Source organism: Paraburkholderia sp. (assembly GCF_034668105.1).
GTDB lineage: Bacteria > Pseudomonadota > Gammaproteobacteria > Burkholderiales > Burkholderiaceae > Paraburkholderia.
Window position 1 is genome coordinate 1 of sequence record NZ_JAXDPY010000508.1, and the last position, 19,708, is coordinate 19,708.

Genomic DNA, 19,708 nt, shown 5'->3' on the forward strand with positions numbered 1-19,708 from the left:
CTGTGTCACGAGCGCGGAATGTGCGAGGGCACAGATTCCAGATGCACCACTACCGTGGCTGTGCGGGGGACCCGCTTATGAGCTAGCGGGGTGAGCGGCTTTCTTTGCTTATCTTTCTTTGCCGCGGCAAAGAAAGTAAGTGCCGCCCCGCACAGGGGCGACGCTAATAGACCAATAACAAATCAAGAAAAGGCAAAAACAAAAAATCTCAAACCTCAACCTGGACAGCATGTCCAGCCAACACACCGAGCCCTTCCCGCAACGCCGGAAACAAACTCCGATTAAAATTATTCCACCGCAATTCCAGAATCGTATCGTCCTTATCGATCTCGGTGTTCAGCACATCATGAATCACTTCTCCCGAATCGATCCCATTATCGACATAATGAAACGACGCCCCGGTGAGAAAAACCGGCTCAACGTCTACGGTTTCCATCGTCTTCCAGTCCACTACCTTCTTCCCCCTTGCCCCATACAAAGCATCGAGCGTCGCATAAGCACCTCGCCGTTCATAAGGCGATTCCACCCGAGTCACTCCCGGATGAATATTCACGATCTTCCGACAAAACGGCGCGCCGCCCCGAACCAACTCATCGAGAATGATCAACAACCCATCCAACACAACGACATCAGCCTTAAGCTGAAGCAGCGCCTGAAGCAGCCGCTTTTCAAACCTGCTCTTGCCAGCAACGCGCCCAATCGCGCCAAGCGGCTCCCGCCGATAATCCGAAGGAATAGCCAGCAACAAATCATTGACAGGCTTCCCCTGCACCCGCAAACCCGGCGGATAGAACCACCGCTTACCGGGCTCATATGAAAACCCATACTCCTTCAGCTTCTCGCGATCCAACGCCGAGCCCGCATCATCGTCATAGATCACTTGCTCCAATGAATAGAGATCACCAAGCTCAGTATCGTTGAGCGCCTCGACCAGCGATTCCAGCACGGACTTCATATACCGCGTGCCGCTCTTATAAGCGACATCTTGCCCCGCTTTATCAGCAGCGGCATTCCTAAGCGACCAGATATAAACAAGCTTTTTCTTCGACATAGTTTGGCTCCTATGAACATCGATAGTTACGACAGAGCACGAATCAACCGCCTCGCAGACGGCGCGAACGCATTCCCCTTACCAGTCGTACCTGGCCGTAGCGATCACCGTGCGCGGATTCCCATAGAAGCAGGTATCCACCGACTGGCAACCACTTACAAACCGGCGATTAAAAATGTTCTGCCCGTTCACCGCGAAGCGCCAATTCCGCACCTCGTAGTGAATCGCCGCGTCATACACGGTGTAACTCGGCACATACAGCGAGTTATCGGCGGCACCCGCGGCGCCGCTTTGATAGCGGATCCCCGCACCGACGCCAAGGCCCGCGAGCGGCCCCACGTGCCAGGTCCAGTCGCCCCACAGTGACGCCATCTGACGCGGCCGCGGAATATCCACCGGCCACTTGCCCAACGTTTTGTCGGCCGCCTCGATGTTCTTCACGTCCTGATACACGTACGCGGCGATCACCGAGAAATTGCGCGTGACATTACCCACCCCACTCAACTCGATGCCGCGCGAGCGCACTTCGCCGGTCTGCACCGACGTGTCGCCGGTCGGATCGATTGCAAGATCCGGGGTGACGACATTGGTCTGGTTGATCTGATAAACCGCCGCGTTCAGCATCAGGTTCTTGCCGGCCGGTTGCCAACGCAAACCGGCTTCGATCTGTTTGCCCCTGGTGGGCTCCGCAATGCCGCCGCCCGCGATCTTCACGCCGACAAGCGGATTAAACGACGTCGAATAGCTGAGATACGGCGAAAGCCCGTAATCGCCGAGATAGACGAGTCCGACGCGTCCCGAGAACGCATGATCGTTCTGCGTCAGCCGCGTGCCGCCTGCGAGATCGTTCTGCGTGGTGTCGCTCCAGTCTTCGCGGCCACCGAGCGTCAGCACCCAGCGCTGCCACTTGATCTGGTCCTGCGCATACAAGCCGAACGAATTGAGCGTCGACTTCGTATCGGTGCGAGGGAACGCATCCGGGCCGCCGAAAATCGCGTTGGTGATCGGCGCATACACCGGGTTGTACATATTCAGGCTCGGCGCGGTCGCCATCGACTCGCTATCGGTCGTCGACTGCCGGTTGTATTCGAAGCCGAGCAGCACCGTATGGTCGAGCGCACCGGTACGGAATTGGGCCAGCGCCTGATTGTCGACGTCGAAGCGGCTGTAGTTCAGCTGATACAAGCCGACGTAGCGCAGCAGCGACGCATCGGTGGGATCAGCCGGATCGAGACCACCGCCGAACACCTGCCCCTGATCGAGCGACAAATGCATCAAGCGCGTGTTCTGCCGGAAGGTCCAGACCGGATCGAACTTGTATTCGAACTGGTAACCCACCGACCACTGCTTTTTGCGGTAATGCGAAAAGTCCGGATCGCCCGTATAGAGGTCCGGTGAAATCTTGCCGTTCGGATTCGGCAGAATCGTGCCCTGTGCCGGCAGAAAGTTGTTCGACGCATCGCCCCAATCTTGCAGATAGCTCGCCTCCACGGTCAGCGAGGTCTTCGCGTTCGGCTGCCACTTCACCGAAGGCGCGATCGCCACACGCTGCTCGGAATTCGGGCCCGTTTGCGAGTTGCCGTCACGCCCCACGCCGACAAAACGATACGACAGCGTGCCGTCCTTATCGATCTTGTCCCCCATATCGAATGCAAGCTGCTTGCGCGCATAGTCGCCCACTTGCATTTCGACTTCGCGCGTGCGCTCGCCGTTCGCGAGCTTGCTCTGCACGTCGATGATCGCGCCCGGATCGCCCTGTCCGTACAGAACGGAAGTCGGGCCGCGCAACACCGTGATGCTGTCGACCATGTACGGATCGACACGCCAGCTCGAGAGATTGAGCGTATTGGGCACCTGCAGACCGTCGACGAAAACGGTCGGCGTAAAACCGCGCAGCACCGAATACCAGTCCGAGCGCACATCCGAGCCATACGTCGAAAAGCCCGGAATGTAGCGCAACGCTTCATTGATGCTGGTCGCGCCGGTTTCCTCGATCTGCTGGGCGGTCACGACGTTGATCGTCTGCGGGATTTCCTTGAGTGGCGTGTCGGTCTTGGTGGCGGTACTGCTGCGGCGCGCGACGAGGCCAACCGTTGCCTCGCTTTCAGCGGCGCCTTTGACGCTGATCGAAGGCAGCGTATTGACCGGCGTCGTGTCCGGTCGTGTTGTATCGGTCTGCTGCGGTGCGTCGCCTGCTGGCTGCGCAGCAGGTTGCGCCGCGAATTGCGCCACCTGCTGCGCCTCTGCATAACCCCCTGCCGCCGCGTAAAACACCACGCTTGCCGCGGCCGCGATCGCACGCCGACGCGTGCTGATTGCCCACTCCATCGCTCAGTACTCCAGGTTGTCTTGCGGCCAGGCGGCCGCGCTTGATCAAAGAGCGAGGGCCAAGCGGCCCCTGCTCGTTCCGTTTTCTTCTTGTGGGGTCCGGCTGGCCAACCGCTCTTGCGAGCGCTGGCCCGCGAGCGACGCGGCGATTTCGTCGGAGCGCAGCGCGAGCACCGACAGCAGCGTGTCGGAAAGCCCGTGGCTGTCTTCACAGCAGCCTTGCAGGTAAATGCGTGGTTTGAAACTAGCGGGCGTGGCGAGCCGGTAATCGCGTTCGACGTTGCCCTCAGCGAGCGCATCCCCCAGATGCGGCGCGAGGCCTTCGAGCAAGTCGAAATGCGTGTCGCGGCGATACCCGGTCGCCAGCACGAGCGCGTCGAATTGCTCGGCACGTGCATGACCGCTCAGCCGGTCGCGCAGCGTGAGTTCTATCTGACCGCCGGCCGTGCGCACCGCCGTCTCGATGCCCGTGTTGGCCACCAGCCGATGGCGTGGTTCTGCCGTAACGCTCTGCATATAGAGCATTTCGTAGATCTGCTCGATCAGCGGACGGTCGACCACCGCATAGTTGGTGTCACGAAAGCGCTCGATCAGCGAACGGCGGCCGTCTCGCGGCTGCGCGTAAACGATGTCGGTAAAAGCCGGGCTGAAGATCTCGTTGACGAACGGGCTGTCGTCGGCGGGCTTGAGCGCGCTCGAACGGATCACGAGACTCGCGTCGACATGCGGATAGCGCCGCGTCAGATCGACGAACACTTCGGCCGCGCTCTGCCCCGCACCGATCACCGCGACACGCTTGCGCGGGCCGTCGACACGTCCCACCACTCGATCGATCGAGGTCAGATACTTCGACGAATGCACGATATTGTGCGAACCGAGTGCGGCAAACGCCTCCGGCACCTGCGCAGCGCCGCCAATGCCGACCGATAGCGCGCGCGTCACGCGCTGCCACTCGTGGCCCTCTTCGTCGCGCGAAAACACGCGCAGCGCTTCAACTTCATTGGCGTTCCCAGCGGCCTTGACCGCTTCGATACCGAGCACCGTCTGACCGTAATGCACGCGCTCGTCGAACGCCCCCGCGACCCAGCTCAGGTAATCGTGAAACTCGACGCGCGTTGGATAGAAGCTCTTCAAATTCACGAAATCCGCCAGACGTCCCCGCTCGAACAGATAATTGATGAACGTGAAGCGGCTCTTCGGATCGCGTAGCGTGACGAGATCCTTGAGAAAGGAAATCTGCATCCGGCAGTCGTCGAGCAGCATGCCGCGATGCCAGCCGAACGCCGGCTGGCGTTCGATAAAGCAATGCGTGAGGTCCGCGTGGTTCGCGTTGCCGGCCTCTTCCGCGAGGCGCACGGCAAGCGCCAGATTCGACGGCCCGAAGCCGATGCCGATCAGATCAAATACGGTGTCTCTGTGCATGTCGCAGGTCCTTATCGATGTGAGCCGGCGCGCCGGATGCGCTGGCCGGAAAAATGTTTTGCGAGTCGCGCGGGCTTTATCCGGCATCGCGCAGCTCGGCAACCGTCGATGCACCCGCAACGATCCGCGCGCTCAGCGCGGCGAAGCTCGGCGCGGCGAATACATCGGCAATCGAGAGGACATGACCGGCTGCAAGCGCCGCGTCGACGAAGCGCACGATGTCGAACGAGGTCGCACCGGCTTCGAATAGATCGTCGTGATGCGCAGGCGTGTTGCCTGCGAAGAGATCGCTCCAGACACGTTCGAGCGCGTGCGTGAGTCGGATCGCTTCGTCGTGAAGCGCGCCACGACGGTGCACGTCGGCAACATCGCCGGGCGTTGCAAGTGCGAAGCGTGCCGGCGGCGCGCCGAGTGCCTCATGCGGCGCATCGACAAACTGCCGCACCACCGCCAGATAGTCGGCGCTCAACGCCTCGACGAATCGCCCGTCGACCAGTTCGTTCGCATACGAGAACGCACCCGTCACGCGCCCATCCGCGTGTTCGACCACATCGAGTTCCAGTTCGAACACGACGCGATGCCGCACGTCGTTGAAATCGTCGAGCGTCAGACCGGCCCAGTCTCGGCCCGCTGTGCCCGCAGGCCGCAGATAGTTGAACATCACCGAGAAAAGCGGATTGCCGGGCTCCGGGCGCGGCGCGCGCAATGCCGCGACTACGTCGGCGAAGGGCGTGTCCGCGTGCGAATAGGCAGCGAGCGCCGAGTCGCGAACTTCAGCCAGCAGCGTGGCGGGCGAGTGCGTTTCCGCGAGCCGGGTGCGCACGACCACCGCATTGATAAAGAGCCCAAGCGCGCGGCGTGCGGACTCGCCGGTCAATTCGCGCGTCGATGCGAGGACGCCGACCAGCTGATCGGGCGCGCCGGTCGCACGATAGAAGGCGACGTTCAGCGCCGCGTGCAGCAACATCGGCAGCGTGGCGTGAACTTCGAGCGCCATCGCGCGGGCGCCCCGAACCACGTCCGGCGCGAGTTCGAACGCGAGGCGGCCTGCGCTCCAGCATGGCGCCGTGGACCGGCCCGACGGCGGCGCAGGTAAAACGTGCGCGGGCGCGCCGGATAGCGCGTCGCGCCAGAACGACAGACGCGCGCGTGACGCCGCGACCGGCAGCACCGGCGCATGCGCCACAGGCGAAGACGGGCTCGAAGCCGCCGGCGACGCACCACGTACGATCGCCACATAGATGGTACGGACCTCGTCGAGCCACAGATCGATCGATTGCCCATCCGACACGATGTGATGCACCACCAGCGACAACACATGATCGTGCTCGCTGAGACGCAATAGCCGCACACGCCACAGCGGTGCATCGTCGAGCAGATCGAAGGGGGTCAGCGCATCGTCGTTGGTCAGCGTAACGGCCGCCGCCTCGCGGGCGGCTGCGTCGCTCCCTTCGAGGGCGGACGTTTCGATCACCGGCAGTTCAAAAGGCGCTATCGCCGCGATCCGTTGGCCCGGCAATTCCCCCTTACGTTCGACGAGCCGCGTACGCAGCGCCGGATGCCGCGCCGCGGCCACGGCAAATGCTTCACGCAATGCATCGACATCGAGCGGCCCATGCAAACGCAATGCGACAGGAATGTTGTAGGCCGCGCTGTCCGGCTGCGCGCGCCACAAGAACCACAGGCTCAATTGCGCCGCGGACAAAGGCAACACGCCTTGCGCATCGGCAGCCGCACGCGGATTCACCGCTGCACTCGCGAACCCGGACTGCAAACCGGACTCGACATCCGCTTCGACCACCGCCTCACTTCGCGCCGCCGCCATCACGCGCTGCGCATACTGAGCGAGGATCGGCGCTTCGAAGAGCGAGCGCACCGGCACATCCCGTCCGAGCCGCTCGGCTACGCGCGTCGCCACCCGCACGGCCGCGAGCGAATGTCCGCCGAGTTCGAAGAAATGATCGCCCCGACCGACCCGCTCGACGCCCAGCACTTCCCGGAAAATCGCGGCGAGCGCCGTTTCGAGGCCGGCCGCGGGCGCCTGATAAACCCGCGCGACGCGCTGCGGCTCCGGCAAAGCAGCGCGGTCCACCTTGCTGTTCGCGTTGCGCGGCAGCGCATCGAGCACGACGATATGCGCGGGCACCATGTAATCGGGCAACGTATGGCGCAAATGCGCGTCGAGCTCGGCGGCGTCCGCACGCGTGTTGCGCTCGCGCGCTTCCGCGCTCAACTCGACATACGCCACCAGGGCCGCTTGCGCTCCGTTGCCGTGCACGATCGCCACGGCCTCGCGCACGTCGTCGTGCGCGGCGAGCTGCGCCTCGATTTCACCCAACTCGATACGCAAGCCGCGCAGCTTCACCTGATGATCCACGCGGCCGATAAAGTCGAACACGCCGTCGGCGCGCCGCTTGACGAGGTCGCCCGTGCGATAGAGCCGTGCACCTCGTGCACCGAACGGATCCGGCACGAAGCGCTCGGCGGTGAGCGCGGGCCGGTCGAGATAACCGCGTGCAACACCCACGCCCTCGCCGCCCAGATACAGCTCGCCGATTACACCGACCGGCAGCGGATTCAGGCGCGCGTCGAGCACATGCGCGGAGCGCGCGCCGACCAGCGTGCCGATCGGCAGATAGGCACTGTCGGCAAGCTTCGCGACATCGTCGGCGGGATGGAACATCCACAGCATCGGTGTGATGATCGTCTCGGTCGGCCCATAACCGTTGACGATGCGCGCATCGGGAAACGCGCGGCGCAGCAGCGCGAAAGCTTCGCGCGAGGTTGCTTCACCGCCTACCGTCAGCGACCGCAAGGTCGGCGGCGCGCCGTGGGCGAGCGCCCATTCGGCAAGCTGCGTTGCGCAACCCGGCGGCACGTAGGTCATCGTCACGCCTTCGCGCACCATCATCCGGCAGGTTTGCGCGGGCGGCCATAACGTGTCGGCGGTGATGGCCACCGCGGCGCCGGACATGTACTGCGAGAACCAGCCTTCGTGGGCGCCGTCGAAATTGACCGACTGAAACAGCAGGAAGACGTCGCTTTCGCCTGCGCCGTAACGTTCGGCAATTGCCGCACAGTGCCGCGCGAACGACTCGTGATCGACCACGACGCCCTTCGGCTTGCCGGTCGAGCCCGACGTGTAGATCACATAGGCCGCCTGGTGCGGTGAGACGGTGGGCAAGATCGATAAATCATCATCCCGCGAGGCCTCGTCGATCAGCCAGAACCGCAAGCGATCCGACGCCGGCAGCGCGGCCACGCTGGCGCGTTCGGTAATGACATGCGTGATCTGCGCATCATCCAGAATCTGTGCAAGGCGTTCGCGCGGATGGCTGGGGTCGAGCGGCACAAACGCGCCGCCGGCCTTCAGCGCGGCAATCAGCCCGACCAGCAGATCGACCGAGCGGCTCAGCGCCACCCCGACACGCATCTCCGCGCTCACACCGGCTGCGATGAGGCGCTGCGCGAGCCGCGTCGCGCGCGCGTCCACTTCGCCGCGTGTGAGCGAGCGTTCGAGATCCGCTACGCCCCGCGCATCGGGGCGGGCGCGGGCATGCTCGGCCACACGCTGATGCACCGGCCTGAAGGCTTCCTCAGGACCGGTCGCCGTTCTGTTCCACGCATCCAACTGCACACGCTCGGCTTCAGGCACCCATTGCAGATCGCCAACCACCGTCCCAGGCGCCGCGGTCGCATTCGACAGCAGTTCGACAAAGCGGCCCGCGAACCGCTCGAGCGCATCCGCCTCAAAGAGATCGAGCGCGTAGATGAGGTAAGCGTCGATAGAATCGTCATCACGTTCCTCGAAACCCAGCGTCAGATCGAACTTGGCGAATGGCGCGCCCGGCGCCAACTCCGTCATCCGCACGTCGGCGAGTGAGGGCAAACGGCGACGCGCACCATAGGCCGACATCACCTGAAACAGCGGATGGTGGCTCGCGCTGCGCACCACACCGAGCGCTTCAACCACCTGTTCGAACGGCACATCCTGATGCGATTGAGCGTCGATGAGCGTTTGCTGGGTCGCATCGACCAGTGCGGCAAACGGTTGGGTGGCGGGAACAGCGGTCGCGAGCGTCAGCGTGTTCACAAAGAAGCCGACGAGGCCAGCCACTTCCCCGCGCTCGCGATTCGCAGCGGGCACGCCGATCTGAATCTGCGCGTCACCCGATGACCGCGCGAGCACGGCGTTGAGCGCCGCAAGCAGCACGGCGAACGGCGTTGCGCGCTGCCCATTGGCGAGCGCCTTGACCCGCTGGACAAGCGCGCCGTCCAGCACGAACCGGTGCCGCGCCCCACGCGCGCTGCGCTGGGCCGGACGCGGCGCGGCGCCTGGCAACATCAGCACGTCGCGGCTCGCGTCCAGTCTGTCACGCCAGAATGCCAACTGGCGCTCACGCTCGCCCGCGTCGAGCCAACGGCGCTGCCACAGCGCGTAATCCGCGTACTGGATCGGCAGCGATGTCAGCGATACGGCTTCGTTCTTCGCATACGCGTGATAGAACGATGCCAACTCCGCGAGTATCACGTCCGCGGACCAGCCGTCGGACACGATGTGATGCGTCGTCAACGCGAGCCAGTGAGTCATCGCGTCGAGCCGGATCAAATGCGCGCGCATCAGCGGACCAACCGACAGATCGAAGGCCTGCGCCTCATCCGCTTGTGCGATAGCGGCCGCACGTGTCTCGCGCTCATTTACGGGCAACGCGCTCACGTCGCTCGCATGCCACGGACAACGTGACGGCGCATGCACGGTCTGCAACACGCCGTCGGCACTCTCCGCGAACGTCGTGCGCAACGCTTCATGCCGCGCGATCAGCGCGTCGCACGAAAGACGCAGCGCGTTCGCATCCAGCGCACCGTCCAGACGCAGACGCTCGGTGATGTGATACGCCGCCGGTTCGTCGATCATGCGCGCATGCAGCCACAGACGCGTTTGCGCGAATGAAGCCGGCACGCTCGCGGTCCGCTCGGCGCGCGGCGGAATCGGCAACACCCGAAAATCGATGCCGGCTGCGTCGAGCTTCGTGAGAAGCGCTTTGCGCTGCGCGTCCGGCAAAAGCGCGAAGCGCGTCGCGAGGGAAAGCAGGTCCGGTTTGGCTGTCGTCATGCGAGCTTGTCTCAGTTCTGGTGCTCAGTGCTGGTGGCGTAGCGGCGTGATGGCGTAATGGCGTAATGGCGTGATCGCTTATTGCAGTTCGAATTCGCCGAGCAGTGCATCGATCGCGCTCACGGTATCCCCTTCGCCACCCGCGTCGCGTTCTGCCAGCGCGCGATCGATCGCGGCGGCACAGTGTTGCAGCGTGCGTTCGTCGAATAGCGTGCGCAGCGGCAGGATCAGCGTCCAATGCAGATTGGCCCGCGCATTGGCCTGCGTCGCGAGCAGCGAGTGACCGCCCAATGCGAAGAAGTCGTCATGGCGACCAACCGCTTCGAGACGCAGCACGCCCTTCCAGATTTCGGCGAGTTCCCGCTCGGTATCGGTTTGCGGCGATGCCGCCGCGCTGTTGCCGGAAGAAGGACCACGCGCCGGAGCCGGCAGCGCATGACGGTCACACTTGCCATTCGGCGTGACAGGCAGCACGTCCAGCTCGATCAGTTGCGAAGGCACCATGTACGCGGGCAATTGAGCACGCAGTGCACCGAGCAGGGCATCCGTGTCGATCGTGTGGCCCACGCCTCGCGCGACGTAGCCGATCAGCTGCTCGTCACGCACCATCACCACCGCGTCGTGTACAGCGTGTTCCGCGCGCAACAAGGCCTCGATTTCACCGGGTTCGATGCGCTGACCTCGCAGCTTCACTTGCGTATCGATACGGCCGAGATAATCGAGCGCACCATCCGCGCGACGGCGCGCGAGGTCGCCGGTTCGATAAAGACGTGCGCCTTCAACAAAGGGATCGGGAACGAAACGCTCCGCCGTCAACGCGGCACGGCCGAGATAGCCGCGCGCGAGTCCCACGCCGCCGAGATAGAGTTCGCCGATTGCCCCTGACGGCAGCGGCTGGAGCGCCGCATCGAGTACATGCAGTTGCAGATTCGCGATCGGATGACCGATCGGCACGGACCCTGTGTTGCTATCCCGTACATCGCAACGCCAGTGCGAGACGTCGATGGCGGCTTCGGTCGGGCCATACAGGTTGTCGAGGCGCGCATGCGGCAAGTGCCGCGCGACGCGCGCCACGAGTTCCGGCGCGAGCACTTCGCCACTGGCCACGATGCGCTCGATACTCGCGCAGCGGGCCGTGGCCTTGAAATCTTCCAGATGCGCAACGAACGCGGCGAGCATCGACGGCACGAAATGCAGCGTCGTGACGCGATGCGTTTCGATTGCCGCGACCAAACGTGCGGGATCGCGATGATCGCCCGGCGCAGCAATCGCGAGTTTCGCGCCGACGGCGAGCGGCCAGACAAACTCCCATACCGACACGTCGAAGCCGAACGGCGTCTTGTGCAGCACGACGTCGTCAGCGTTCAGTCGATACGCGTCCTGCATCCACGCGATCCGGTTCGCGAGCGCGCGATGCGTATTGCCCGCGCCCTTCGGTTTGCCGGTCGAGCCCGACGTGTAAATCAGGTAAGCGAGTTGTTCGGGCTCGACCTCCGCCGGTGCGGCGAGCGTGGTGTTGCTGCTGAGCAGTTCGTCGACCGTCAGGATTCTGGCGTCGATGGTTTCGACCGCCGCCTCGACACGGTCGCGCAGATGCGACTGCGTGAGTACGACCGCCGGGCTCGCGTCGGTGAGCAGATACGCAATCCGGTCGGCCGGATAGTCAGGATCGATCGGCAGATACGCCGCGCCCGCTTTCAGCACGGCGATCAGCGCCACCACCATATCGAACGAGCGCTCGACACATAACGCCACCGCCGTATCCGGCTGTACGCCCGCTGTGACGAGCGCGGCCGCGATCCGGTTCGCGTGTGCATCGAGCTCGCCGTAGCTCATCTGCTGCATGCGTCCTTGTGGGTCGAAGAATTCGAGCGCGATTGCGTCCGGCGACGCGAGGGCAGCCTGCTCGAACTGCCGATGCAGCGGCTGCCGCTGCGCCAGCGGCCAGGATTGTGCGGTCGCATTGGCGTTCGCCAGCATGGCGAGATCGTCGGTGCTGGCGATCGTGATCGTGCCTAGCAATGCGTGCGGATCGGCAATCAAGCCCGCGAGGCATGCAGCAAAGGCACGATGCAATGCAGCCACGCGTGCTGCGTCGAGTTGCGCGGTGTCATAGCCATAGTCGATCGTGAGCGTCGTGCCGGCTTCGATCACGAGGGTCAGCGCGAAATCGGTCGCTTCGATATTGCGCAGGTCGCGCAGCTTGAGGGCGCGTTCGTCGCGTCCTTGCCAGGCTTCATCGACCGGATAGTTTTCGAATACCAGCAGCGTGTCGAACAGCGCGCCGCCACCTTGCCCCGCCCACTGCTGGATTTCGTAGAGCGGCGTATGCGCGTGTTCCGCCGCGGCGGCATTGTCGCGCTGCAATTCCTGCAGCCATGCCGATGCACGGCGTTGCGGCAACGGCGCGGTGATGACCGGCAGCGTGTTGATGAAAAGGCCCAGCACGGTGTCGACATCGGGCAGTGCGTCAGGGCGGCCTGCCACGGTGGCGCCGAAGGCGATAGCGGTGTGATGCGTCATACGTTGCAGGGCGAGCGCCCATGCGCCCTGCACCATCGTGTTGAGCGTGATCTTCAGACGGCGCGCGGTTTCGGTGAGACGTGCCGTAGTGTCGGCGTCGAATGATTCGCGGCGCGTGAGATGTTTGGCGATGCGGCGGGTTTCGGGTGTGTGCTCACGGTCGTTGTCGCGTCCGTGTCCGCGGTCGTGCTCGTGCTCGTGAACACGGACATGTTCGCGCTCGCGATCTGCAACCAGCGTCGGTTCCTCGATAAGCGCAAGACGTTGCAACCAGAACGCGCGCTCGCCTTCCACATCGCGCGCCGCAAGCCACGCGATGAAATCCCGGTAGCGCGCTCCGGCAGGTGCGGCGAACGGTTGCGCACGCCGCGGTTCGATATAGTCGCGCAGCACGTCGGCAAAGAAACGCGCCGTGCTCCAGCCGTCGAGCAACAGATGATGACGGGTCCAGACGAGACGCCACGCCCGATCCGTGATGCGGATCAGCGCGACGCGCATCAAAGGCGGCGAACTCAGATCGAAACCGCGCGCGCGGTCGTCCGTGAGCCACGTTTCGAAAGCGTCGAGCGCACCCTCGCCTCGATCGCGCCAATCGAGTATCTCGACCGGCATGCGCGCGTGGCGATGCACGACCTGCATCGGCGTGGCTTCATCTGGCGTAAAGCCGGTGCGCAGGATGTCGTGGCGCGTTACAGCGCCCTCGAACGCGGCGCGCAAACGCTCGACATCCGGGTCGATCAGCGTCGCGACCAGTTGATTCACATAGGTCGATTGCTCGGGGGCGAACAGCGAGTGAAACAGGATGCCGTGCTGCATCGGCGAGAGCGGGTAAATATCGTCGATGGTGCGCAGATCGAGCGGCAAGCGCTCCAATGCCGCCTGCGTGAGACCTCCCGTGCGCGCGAGCGGATAGTCACCAGGCGTCGCCCCGCCGCCGCGTCGCGCGAGACGGGCCGCGCAGGCGGCGGTCAACCCGGCGAGCGCGGATTCGAAGCGCTGCGCGAGTGCTTCAATCGTCGCGCGCTCGAACTGCGTCGCGCCATACACCCAATGGATTTTCAGCGTGCGTGCGGCATCGCCGTCGACATACGCGTGAATCGCCAGCGCGTTGCCGAGCGGCCCGGCGGGATCGCGCTCGCAGCCCACGCCGCCGAATCGCGGTACGAGCGCGGCCTCGCGCGGCGCATCGAACTGGCCGAGGTAGTTGAAAGTTACATGGGGTCGCGGCACGGCAGCGAGCGCCGCGCGCGTCGCCGCATCGCCGTAGTGACGCAACACACCGAAGCCGAGCCCCTTGTTCGGCACGGCGCGCAGCGTGTCCTTGAGCGCGCCGAGCGTCGCCGCCGGCGTGCTTTCGATGCTGAACCGCGCAGGATAGTGACTCGTCAACCAACCTGGCGTTCGGCTCACGTCGACGTCGTCGAACAGTGCCTCGCGGCCATGACCTTCGAGTTCGATGCGGCAGCGAGGCAAACCGAGCGACTGCACCAACGCCGCGAGCAGCAATTCGACCATCTGCGTGCGATAGGCCGCGTTTGCCCCGGTCAATGCGGCGCGCGTCAGATCGGCGTCGATCGTCTGGATGACGGATTGCGCGTCCGCGTTAGTCGCGCTGGCTTGCGGATGGTCGAGTGGCAGGTCGTCGCAAGGTGCCGCGAGCGCGGTCCAATACGGTACTTCTGCGGCGAACGGTGTGTTCGTTGCGTCGGGCGTCGCTGAATAAGGCGCATCACCGACGATCGGCAAGTTCGTTGCGTCGGTTGCCGCGCGCGCAAGTCGGGTCGCCCATTCCTGCGCGTTCGTGCCCGTCGATGCAAGGCGTACCGTGCGACGCTCGCGCGCCGCACGATAGACCGCATCGAGATCATCCAGTAATACGCGCCACGACACGCCGTCGACGATCAGGTGATGAATCGCCAGATAAAGCTTCGTCGTCCCGTCCGGCAACAGCGCGGCGAGCGCGCAGACAAGCGGGCCGTACGTCAGATCGAGCGTGCTTTGCAACGCATCGAACTGGGCGAGCGCGTCATGCTCGTCGCGCGCGGACGCGACGGCAAGCGGCAGCGCCTCGAACGCGCGCGCGGCGAACGTGAGCTGCCATTCTCCACCGGGACCGCTCGGGGCGAAACGATGACGGAAGATCTCGTGATGCGTCAGCAGTGTTTCGAATGCAGCAGCAAACGCATCCGCGTCGAACGGTCCCTGAGTTTCGAGTTCAATCGATTGATTCCAGTGACCGCGCTGTGGGATCTCCAGCGCGAAGAAGCGTAGCTGCGCCGGGGTGAGCGTCGTGGCTTGCTGGGACGCTGCCTGCGATGCCGGAGTGCTGGATGCGGACGGCGCGGATTGCGTTTTCGATGTAACCGGTGTGGCCGATGCGGTGGCATCCACCATTGTTGCAACACGGGCGAGGAGTGCCAACGTCGGCGCGTCGAACAACTGCTTCGGCGTAAAGCGCACACCGCGCTTACGCGAGCGCGCGATCACCTGCAACACCAGAATCGAATCGCCGCCCAGCTCGAAGAAGTTATCGTCGCGGCCTACTCGCTCAGCCTTGAGCACTTCCTTCCAGACGGCGGCGAGCGCTTCTTCGGTCGTCCCTTGCGGGGCATCACCTTCAGCGACAGATGGCATCGGCGTCGCAGCAAGCGCGCGCAATGCCGCTCGATCAACTTTGCCGTTTGCGGTTACCGGTAACGCGGCGACGATCAGCAACACGGCCGGCAACATGTATTCCGGCAAGCGCGAGATGAGCGCGGCGCGTAAAGCCGATTCGTCGAGGCATGCGCCGTTGGACGACGCAACAAACGATGCGAGGCGCAAACGCCCTTCATGCTCCACGGCAAGCGTCTCCGCCTGAGCGACGCCTGCGAGCGCGCGCAGTGCCGCGCTGACCTCGCCGGGCTCGACGCGATAGCCGCGAATTTTCACCTGATCGTCGAGCCGCCCAAGAAAATCCAGCCGGCGATCGGCACGCAGCCGCACACGGTCGCCCGTTCTGTAAAGACGCTCACCCGGCGCGAATGGATGCGGGACGAAGCGCTCGGCGGTGGCAGCGGCGCGCTGCAGATAGCCGCGCGCGAGGCCCGGACCACCGAGGTAGAGCTCGCCAATTCCGCCGGGTGGCACGTTCGCACCTTGGCTGTCGAGCACGCATGCGTATGCGTTCGGCAACGGTAGGCCTAAGGGGACGGTTTGGGCGGTTTGGGCGGTTTGGGCGGTTTGGGCGGTTTGCGTGGCTTGCGTCGCCTGCGCGAATTGGGTGACCTGCATGGATTGCACGGCGTGCGCGGAATGCCCCTCTTGCTCACCGAGAACATCCTGCAAGCCCAATTCGGCATGAGCCAGCGCGGACGTATCAAAGGTCAACGCACCAACGGTCGCCTCCGTCGGCCCGTAGTGATTAATAACACGGCACGCCGGTTTAAGCGCCGCGATCCGTGCAACCAGCGACCACGGCAACGCCTCGCCGCCCGTCACCAACGCGTGCGTGGGCAACACGTCGGCCGGCTGCTGTGCGTCGAGCAGCGCATGCAGATGGCTCGGCACGATCTTCAATACACCGACGCCGCGCGTGCGCATTTCATGCGCGAAGCGATCGGGATCGAACGCGCATTGGGCCGGCAGCAGATGCAGCGTGCGGCCCGAGCAGAGCGCACCGAATAGCGTCGTGTGACCGAGATCGGCGGCGACAGTGGAGACCATTGCCATCGAAGCGTCGGCGGCAAAGGCGAGTTCGTCCAGCATGCCTTCGACGTAGTCAGCCAGCGCGCGATGCGAGATCACGACGCCCTTCGGCACGCCGGTCGATCCAGAAGTGAAGATCAGATAGGCCGCCTGATCGGGCAGCGGTCCGGGACGCGGGGCGGCGGCGGCGTGAACCTCCACGTTCGCTGCGGACTCCACGTTCGCGTCGCCTCCGCCATGCGCGCCAGGATCGGTACTCGTGCTCAAACTCGACGAACCCCGCGTGAGCGAATCGATGTCGAGCGTCTGTGCAGCGCCTACGGCATGGATGGCTTGCAGGCCACCCGCAGTCAACACCCAATGCGCGCCGCAGGCACCCACTGCCGCCGCGAGGCGCTCGCGCGGCGCAACAGGATCGAGTGGCACCGCGTAAGCGCCAGACTTCATCACGCCGAGCAACGCAATCGCGAACCGCACCGAACGCTCGATACACACCACAACCGGCTGCTCCGCGCCAACCTTGCGTTGCTGCAACGCCAGCGCAATGCGCTCCGACGCATCGTCGAGTTCGGCGAAGGTGAGTTGTGTGTCAGCGTCCGCAAGCGCAATGCGATGCGGCGTTTCACTCGCGTGACGCGCGAAAAGCGCAAGCACGCTGCCTGCTTCATGCTGAAGCGCACGCCCATAGCGCGCCGCGCCGTACTCAACGCCATCCGCGCAGTCGAGTTCAGCAATCGCACTCTGCGGATCGCGCACCGCGTCGGCAACGAGCGCGCCATAACTATTGAGCCACGCCTGCGCGGTCGCTTCATCGAGACCGTCGAGCGCATACGCGAGTACCAGTTCAATCCCGCGCGGATCATCGGTGAAATCAAGCGCGAGATCGAAACGCGCGGCGAGATCGAGTCCCGGCGACAGCCGCACCGAAGCACCCGGCAATTCAGCCGTCAATTCCAGATCGAACTGCTGCGCGAACTTGACCTTCAGCCATTCTTCACCGCGCCGCACCGGCGGTGTGACGGCATCGAGCACCTGATCGAACGGCACATGCTGATGCGCGAAAGCATCGAACGCCGAGCGGCGTACATCGTCGAGCAATGCAGCGAACGATTGTCCAGGCGCTACACGCGCGCGCAATGCCAGCGTGTTGAGAAACAGACCGACCAGTGGCGCCGTTTCGGCACGCTGCCGATGCGCAACCGGCGCGGCCACCACGATGTCGGTTGCGCCGGTCAACCGATAGAGCCACGCATCGAAAGCAGCCAACAGCACGGTAAAGGGTGACGCTTGTGCGCGCCGCGCGGTGTCGCGTACCGCCGCGGAGACCGCCTGCGGCAACCGCAATGCGAGCCGGCCGCCGCGATAGTCGCGTTGCGGCGAGCGCGGCCGGTCGAGCGGCAATGCCAGCGGCCGCGGCGCGGCACGCAATGTGTCGCGCCAATACGCGAGCTGTCGTTCGCCTTCGCCTGCGGCGAGCCAGTCGCGCTGCCATTGCGCATAGTCGGCGTATTGAACCGGCAGTGCGGGCAATTGTGGCGTACGTCCTGTCGCGAACGCCGTGTAGGCCGTTCGTAGTTCGTCGAAGGCGCAGCGCGAGCTCCAGCCGTCGCTGATCGCATGATGGGTCGTCAACAGGAAGCGTTGCGAGTTGTTGGTCAGCGTGATGAGCGTGGCGCGTACCAGCGGACCCTTCGACAGATCGAACGCCGCGCCGACGTGTTGCTCCGTCAACGCCGCGAGCCGCGATGCGCGCTCGGCCTCACTGTTGGTATGCAGCTCGATTTCGGCGATTCGCACAGGCAGTTCAGCATGAATGCGCTGCATGACGATGCCATCGTCGTTTTCGACGAGTGTCGTGCGCCAGGCCTGTTGACGCTCGATCAGACAATCGAGCGCGCGTTGCAAGGTGGCGCGATCGAGCGCGCCCTGCACGTCCCATTGCACAGCGACGTGATACGCCGAGCCGGCGTCCTGAGTTTGCGCAAGAACCCAGAAGCGCTGCTGCGCGAATGAAGCCGCCCGGTCGACGAACGGGGCGTTTATAGGCTGCAATACCGTGATCTGCTGATGTCGATTTACCGCCGTTTCCGTTTCACTGTTGTCGATCAGCGTCGCGAGCATTTCGAGCGCGAGATCGCCGAACAAGGCATCGAGCCGCAGATTCACGCGCCATTCGATCCGGATCGCCGCCTGCAACTGCATCGCCGCGAGCGAATCGCCGCCGCGCGAAAAGAATCGATCCGTGCGGCCGATCGGCGCGGGGTCGTTCAGGAGTGTTTGCCAGAGATCGGCAAGGCGTTGTTCCGTGACGGTTTGCGGCGCGACATAGCCGGTTGCGGCCGCAACCGGGAGTGCCGCCACCGCATCGCGCAAAGCAGCGCGATCGAGCTTGCCGTTCAGCGTATAAGGCAAACGGGCAAAGCGCGCGAAGCGATGCGGCAGCCACGCTTGCGGCAAATGCGCAGCGAGGTGCGCCTGCAATGCGGCGTCGCTGGAGGCGGCTTCGTCTCGGGACTCTTCGCCGCATACAGCGTCGCTGCGTGTTGCATCGCCGTGCGCTACTTCGCCACGCGACTCCACCGCCACGCCCTCTTTCATCACCACACAGGCAATCAGTTGCGTTCTGCCGCCCGTTGTCTCGGCCAGCACGCCCGCATCGGCGACCACTGGATGCGTCAGCAGGCATGCCGCGATCTCGCCCGGTTCCACCCGCACGCCGCGCACCTGCACCTGATCGTCGAGACGGCCGAGATAGTCGAACGATCCATCGCCGCGTTCACGCGCGAGATCGCCGGTGCGGTAGATTCGCTCACCCGGGGCGCCGTTCGCGTCCGGCAAAAAGCGTTCGGCGGTCAACCCAGCACGGCCGTGATAACCCCGCGCGAGACACACGCCACCGAGCAGCAGTTCGCCTGGCTCACCACGCCGCGCCGCCCCCTCGATTCGCGCCACCCGGCGCCCGATCGGCCAGCCGATCGGCAGCGACGCGTAACCGTTGCCCGCTTCCAGCGCCGGCGTCATGCCCGGATCGACCGGCCACAGCATCGGCGAAATCACCGCCTCGGTCGGGCCATAGCCATTGACGAGGCGGATCGACGGAAACACGCGGCGAATCTCGTCGAAGCTGTCCTGCGACATCGCTTCGCCGCCGAACAGCAGCACCCGCAACGAAGGCGGCACGCCAAGCCGCTCGCAAACGTTGGCGAATTCGCGCAGATAAGCAGGCGGCAGCGTGGTGTTGGTCACGCCCTCGCGCAACATGAAGGCATGCGTGGCCTCCGGCGCAAACGGCGGCGGATCGCTGATCACCACACTGCCGCCCACGGCGAGCGGCACCAGCCATGCTTCGATCGACACATCGAAATTCACTGAGGCGAAATGCAACACGCGATCGTTACCGTCGATCGGCAAGGATTCGGCGAGCGCGTCGCCATGCGCGGCGAGCGGTCCGTGTTCGACCGCCACCGCCTTCGGCGTGCCCGTCGAGCCGGACGTGTAGATCAGGTAGGCGGCCGCGCGCGGATGCACCGGCTCGTCGCCATCGAAACGCGCTGTGTCTGCTTCTGTGTCTGTCAAAGCAGCGC

The 19,708-nt window shown here is 64.4% G+C and carries 5 protein-coding genes; all 5 read right to left on the bottom strand.

What is annotated here, in order from left to right; all coding sequences use genetic code 11:
• Window positions 1-208: 208 nt before the first annotated feature.
• Window positions 209-1,051, bottom strand: a complete 843-nt coding sequence (locus tag QOC89_RS22710; protein WP_323047070.1) for a formyltransferase family protein — start codon at window positions 1,049-1,051, stop codon at window positions 209-211.
• A gap of 78 nt (window positions 1,052-1,129) precedes the next feature.
• Entirely contained in the window at window positions 1,130-3,379 is a 2,250-nt protein-coding gene (locus QOC89_RS22715) for a TonB-dependent siderophore receptor (RefSeq protein WP_323047071.1), read from the bottom strand.
• Window positions 3,380-3,424: 45 nt separating this feature from the next.
• Window positions 3,425-4,801: a lysine N(6)-hydroxylase/L-ornithine N(5)-oxygenase family protein gene (locus tag QOC89_RS22720; RefSeq protein WP_323047072.1), complete on the bottom strand. Its 1,377-nt coding sequence runs from the start codon at window positions 4,799-4,801 to the stop codon at window positions 3,425-3,427.
• A gap of 76 nt (window positions 4,802-4,877) precedes the next feature.
• Window positions 4,878-9,914 carry a non-ribosomal peptide synthetase gene (locus QOC89_RS22725; protein ID WP_323047073.1) on the bottom strand — a complete coding sequence of 1,679 codons (5,037 nt, stop codon included), beginning with the start codon at window positions 9,912-9,914 and terminating at the stop codon, window positions 4,878-4,880.
• 78 nt (window positions 9,915-9,992) lie between these two features.
• A complete protein-coding gene (locus tag QOC89_RS22730; protein ID WP_416340443.1) occupies window positions 9,993-19,652 on the bottom strand; it encodes an amino acid adenylation domain-containing protein in 9,660 nt (3,219 codons plus the stop codon).
• Window positions 19,653-19,708 lie beyond the last annotated feature (56 nt).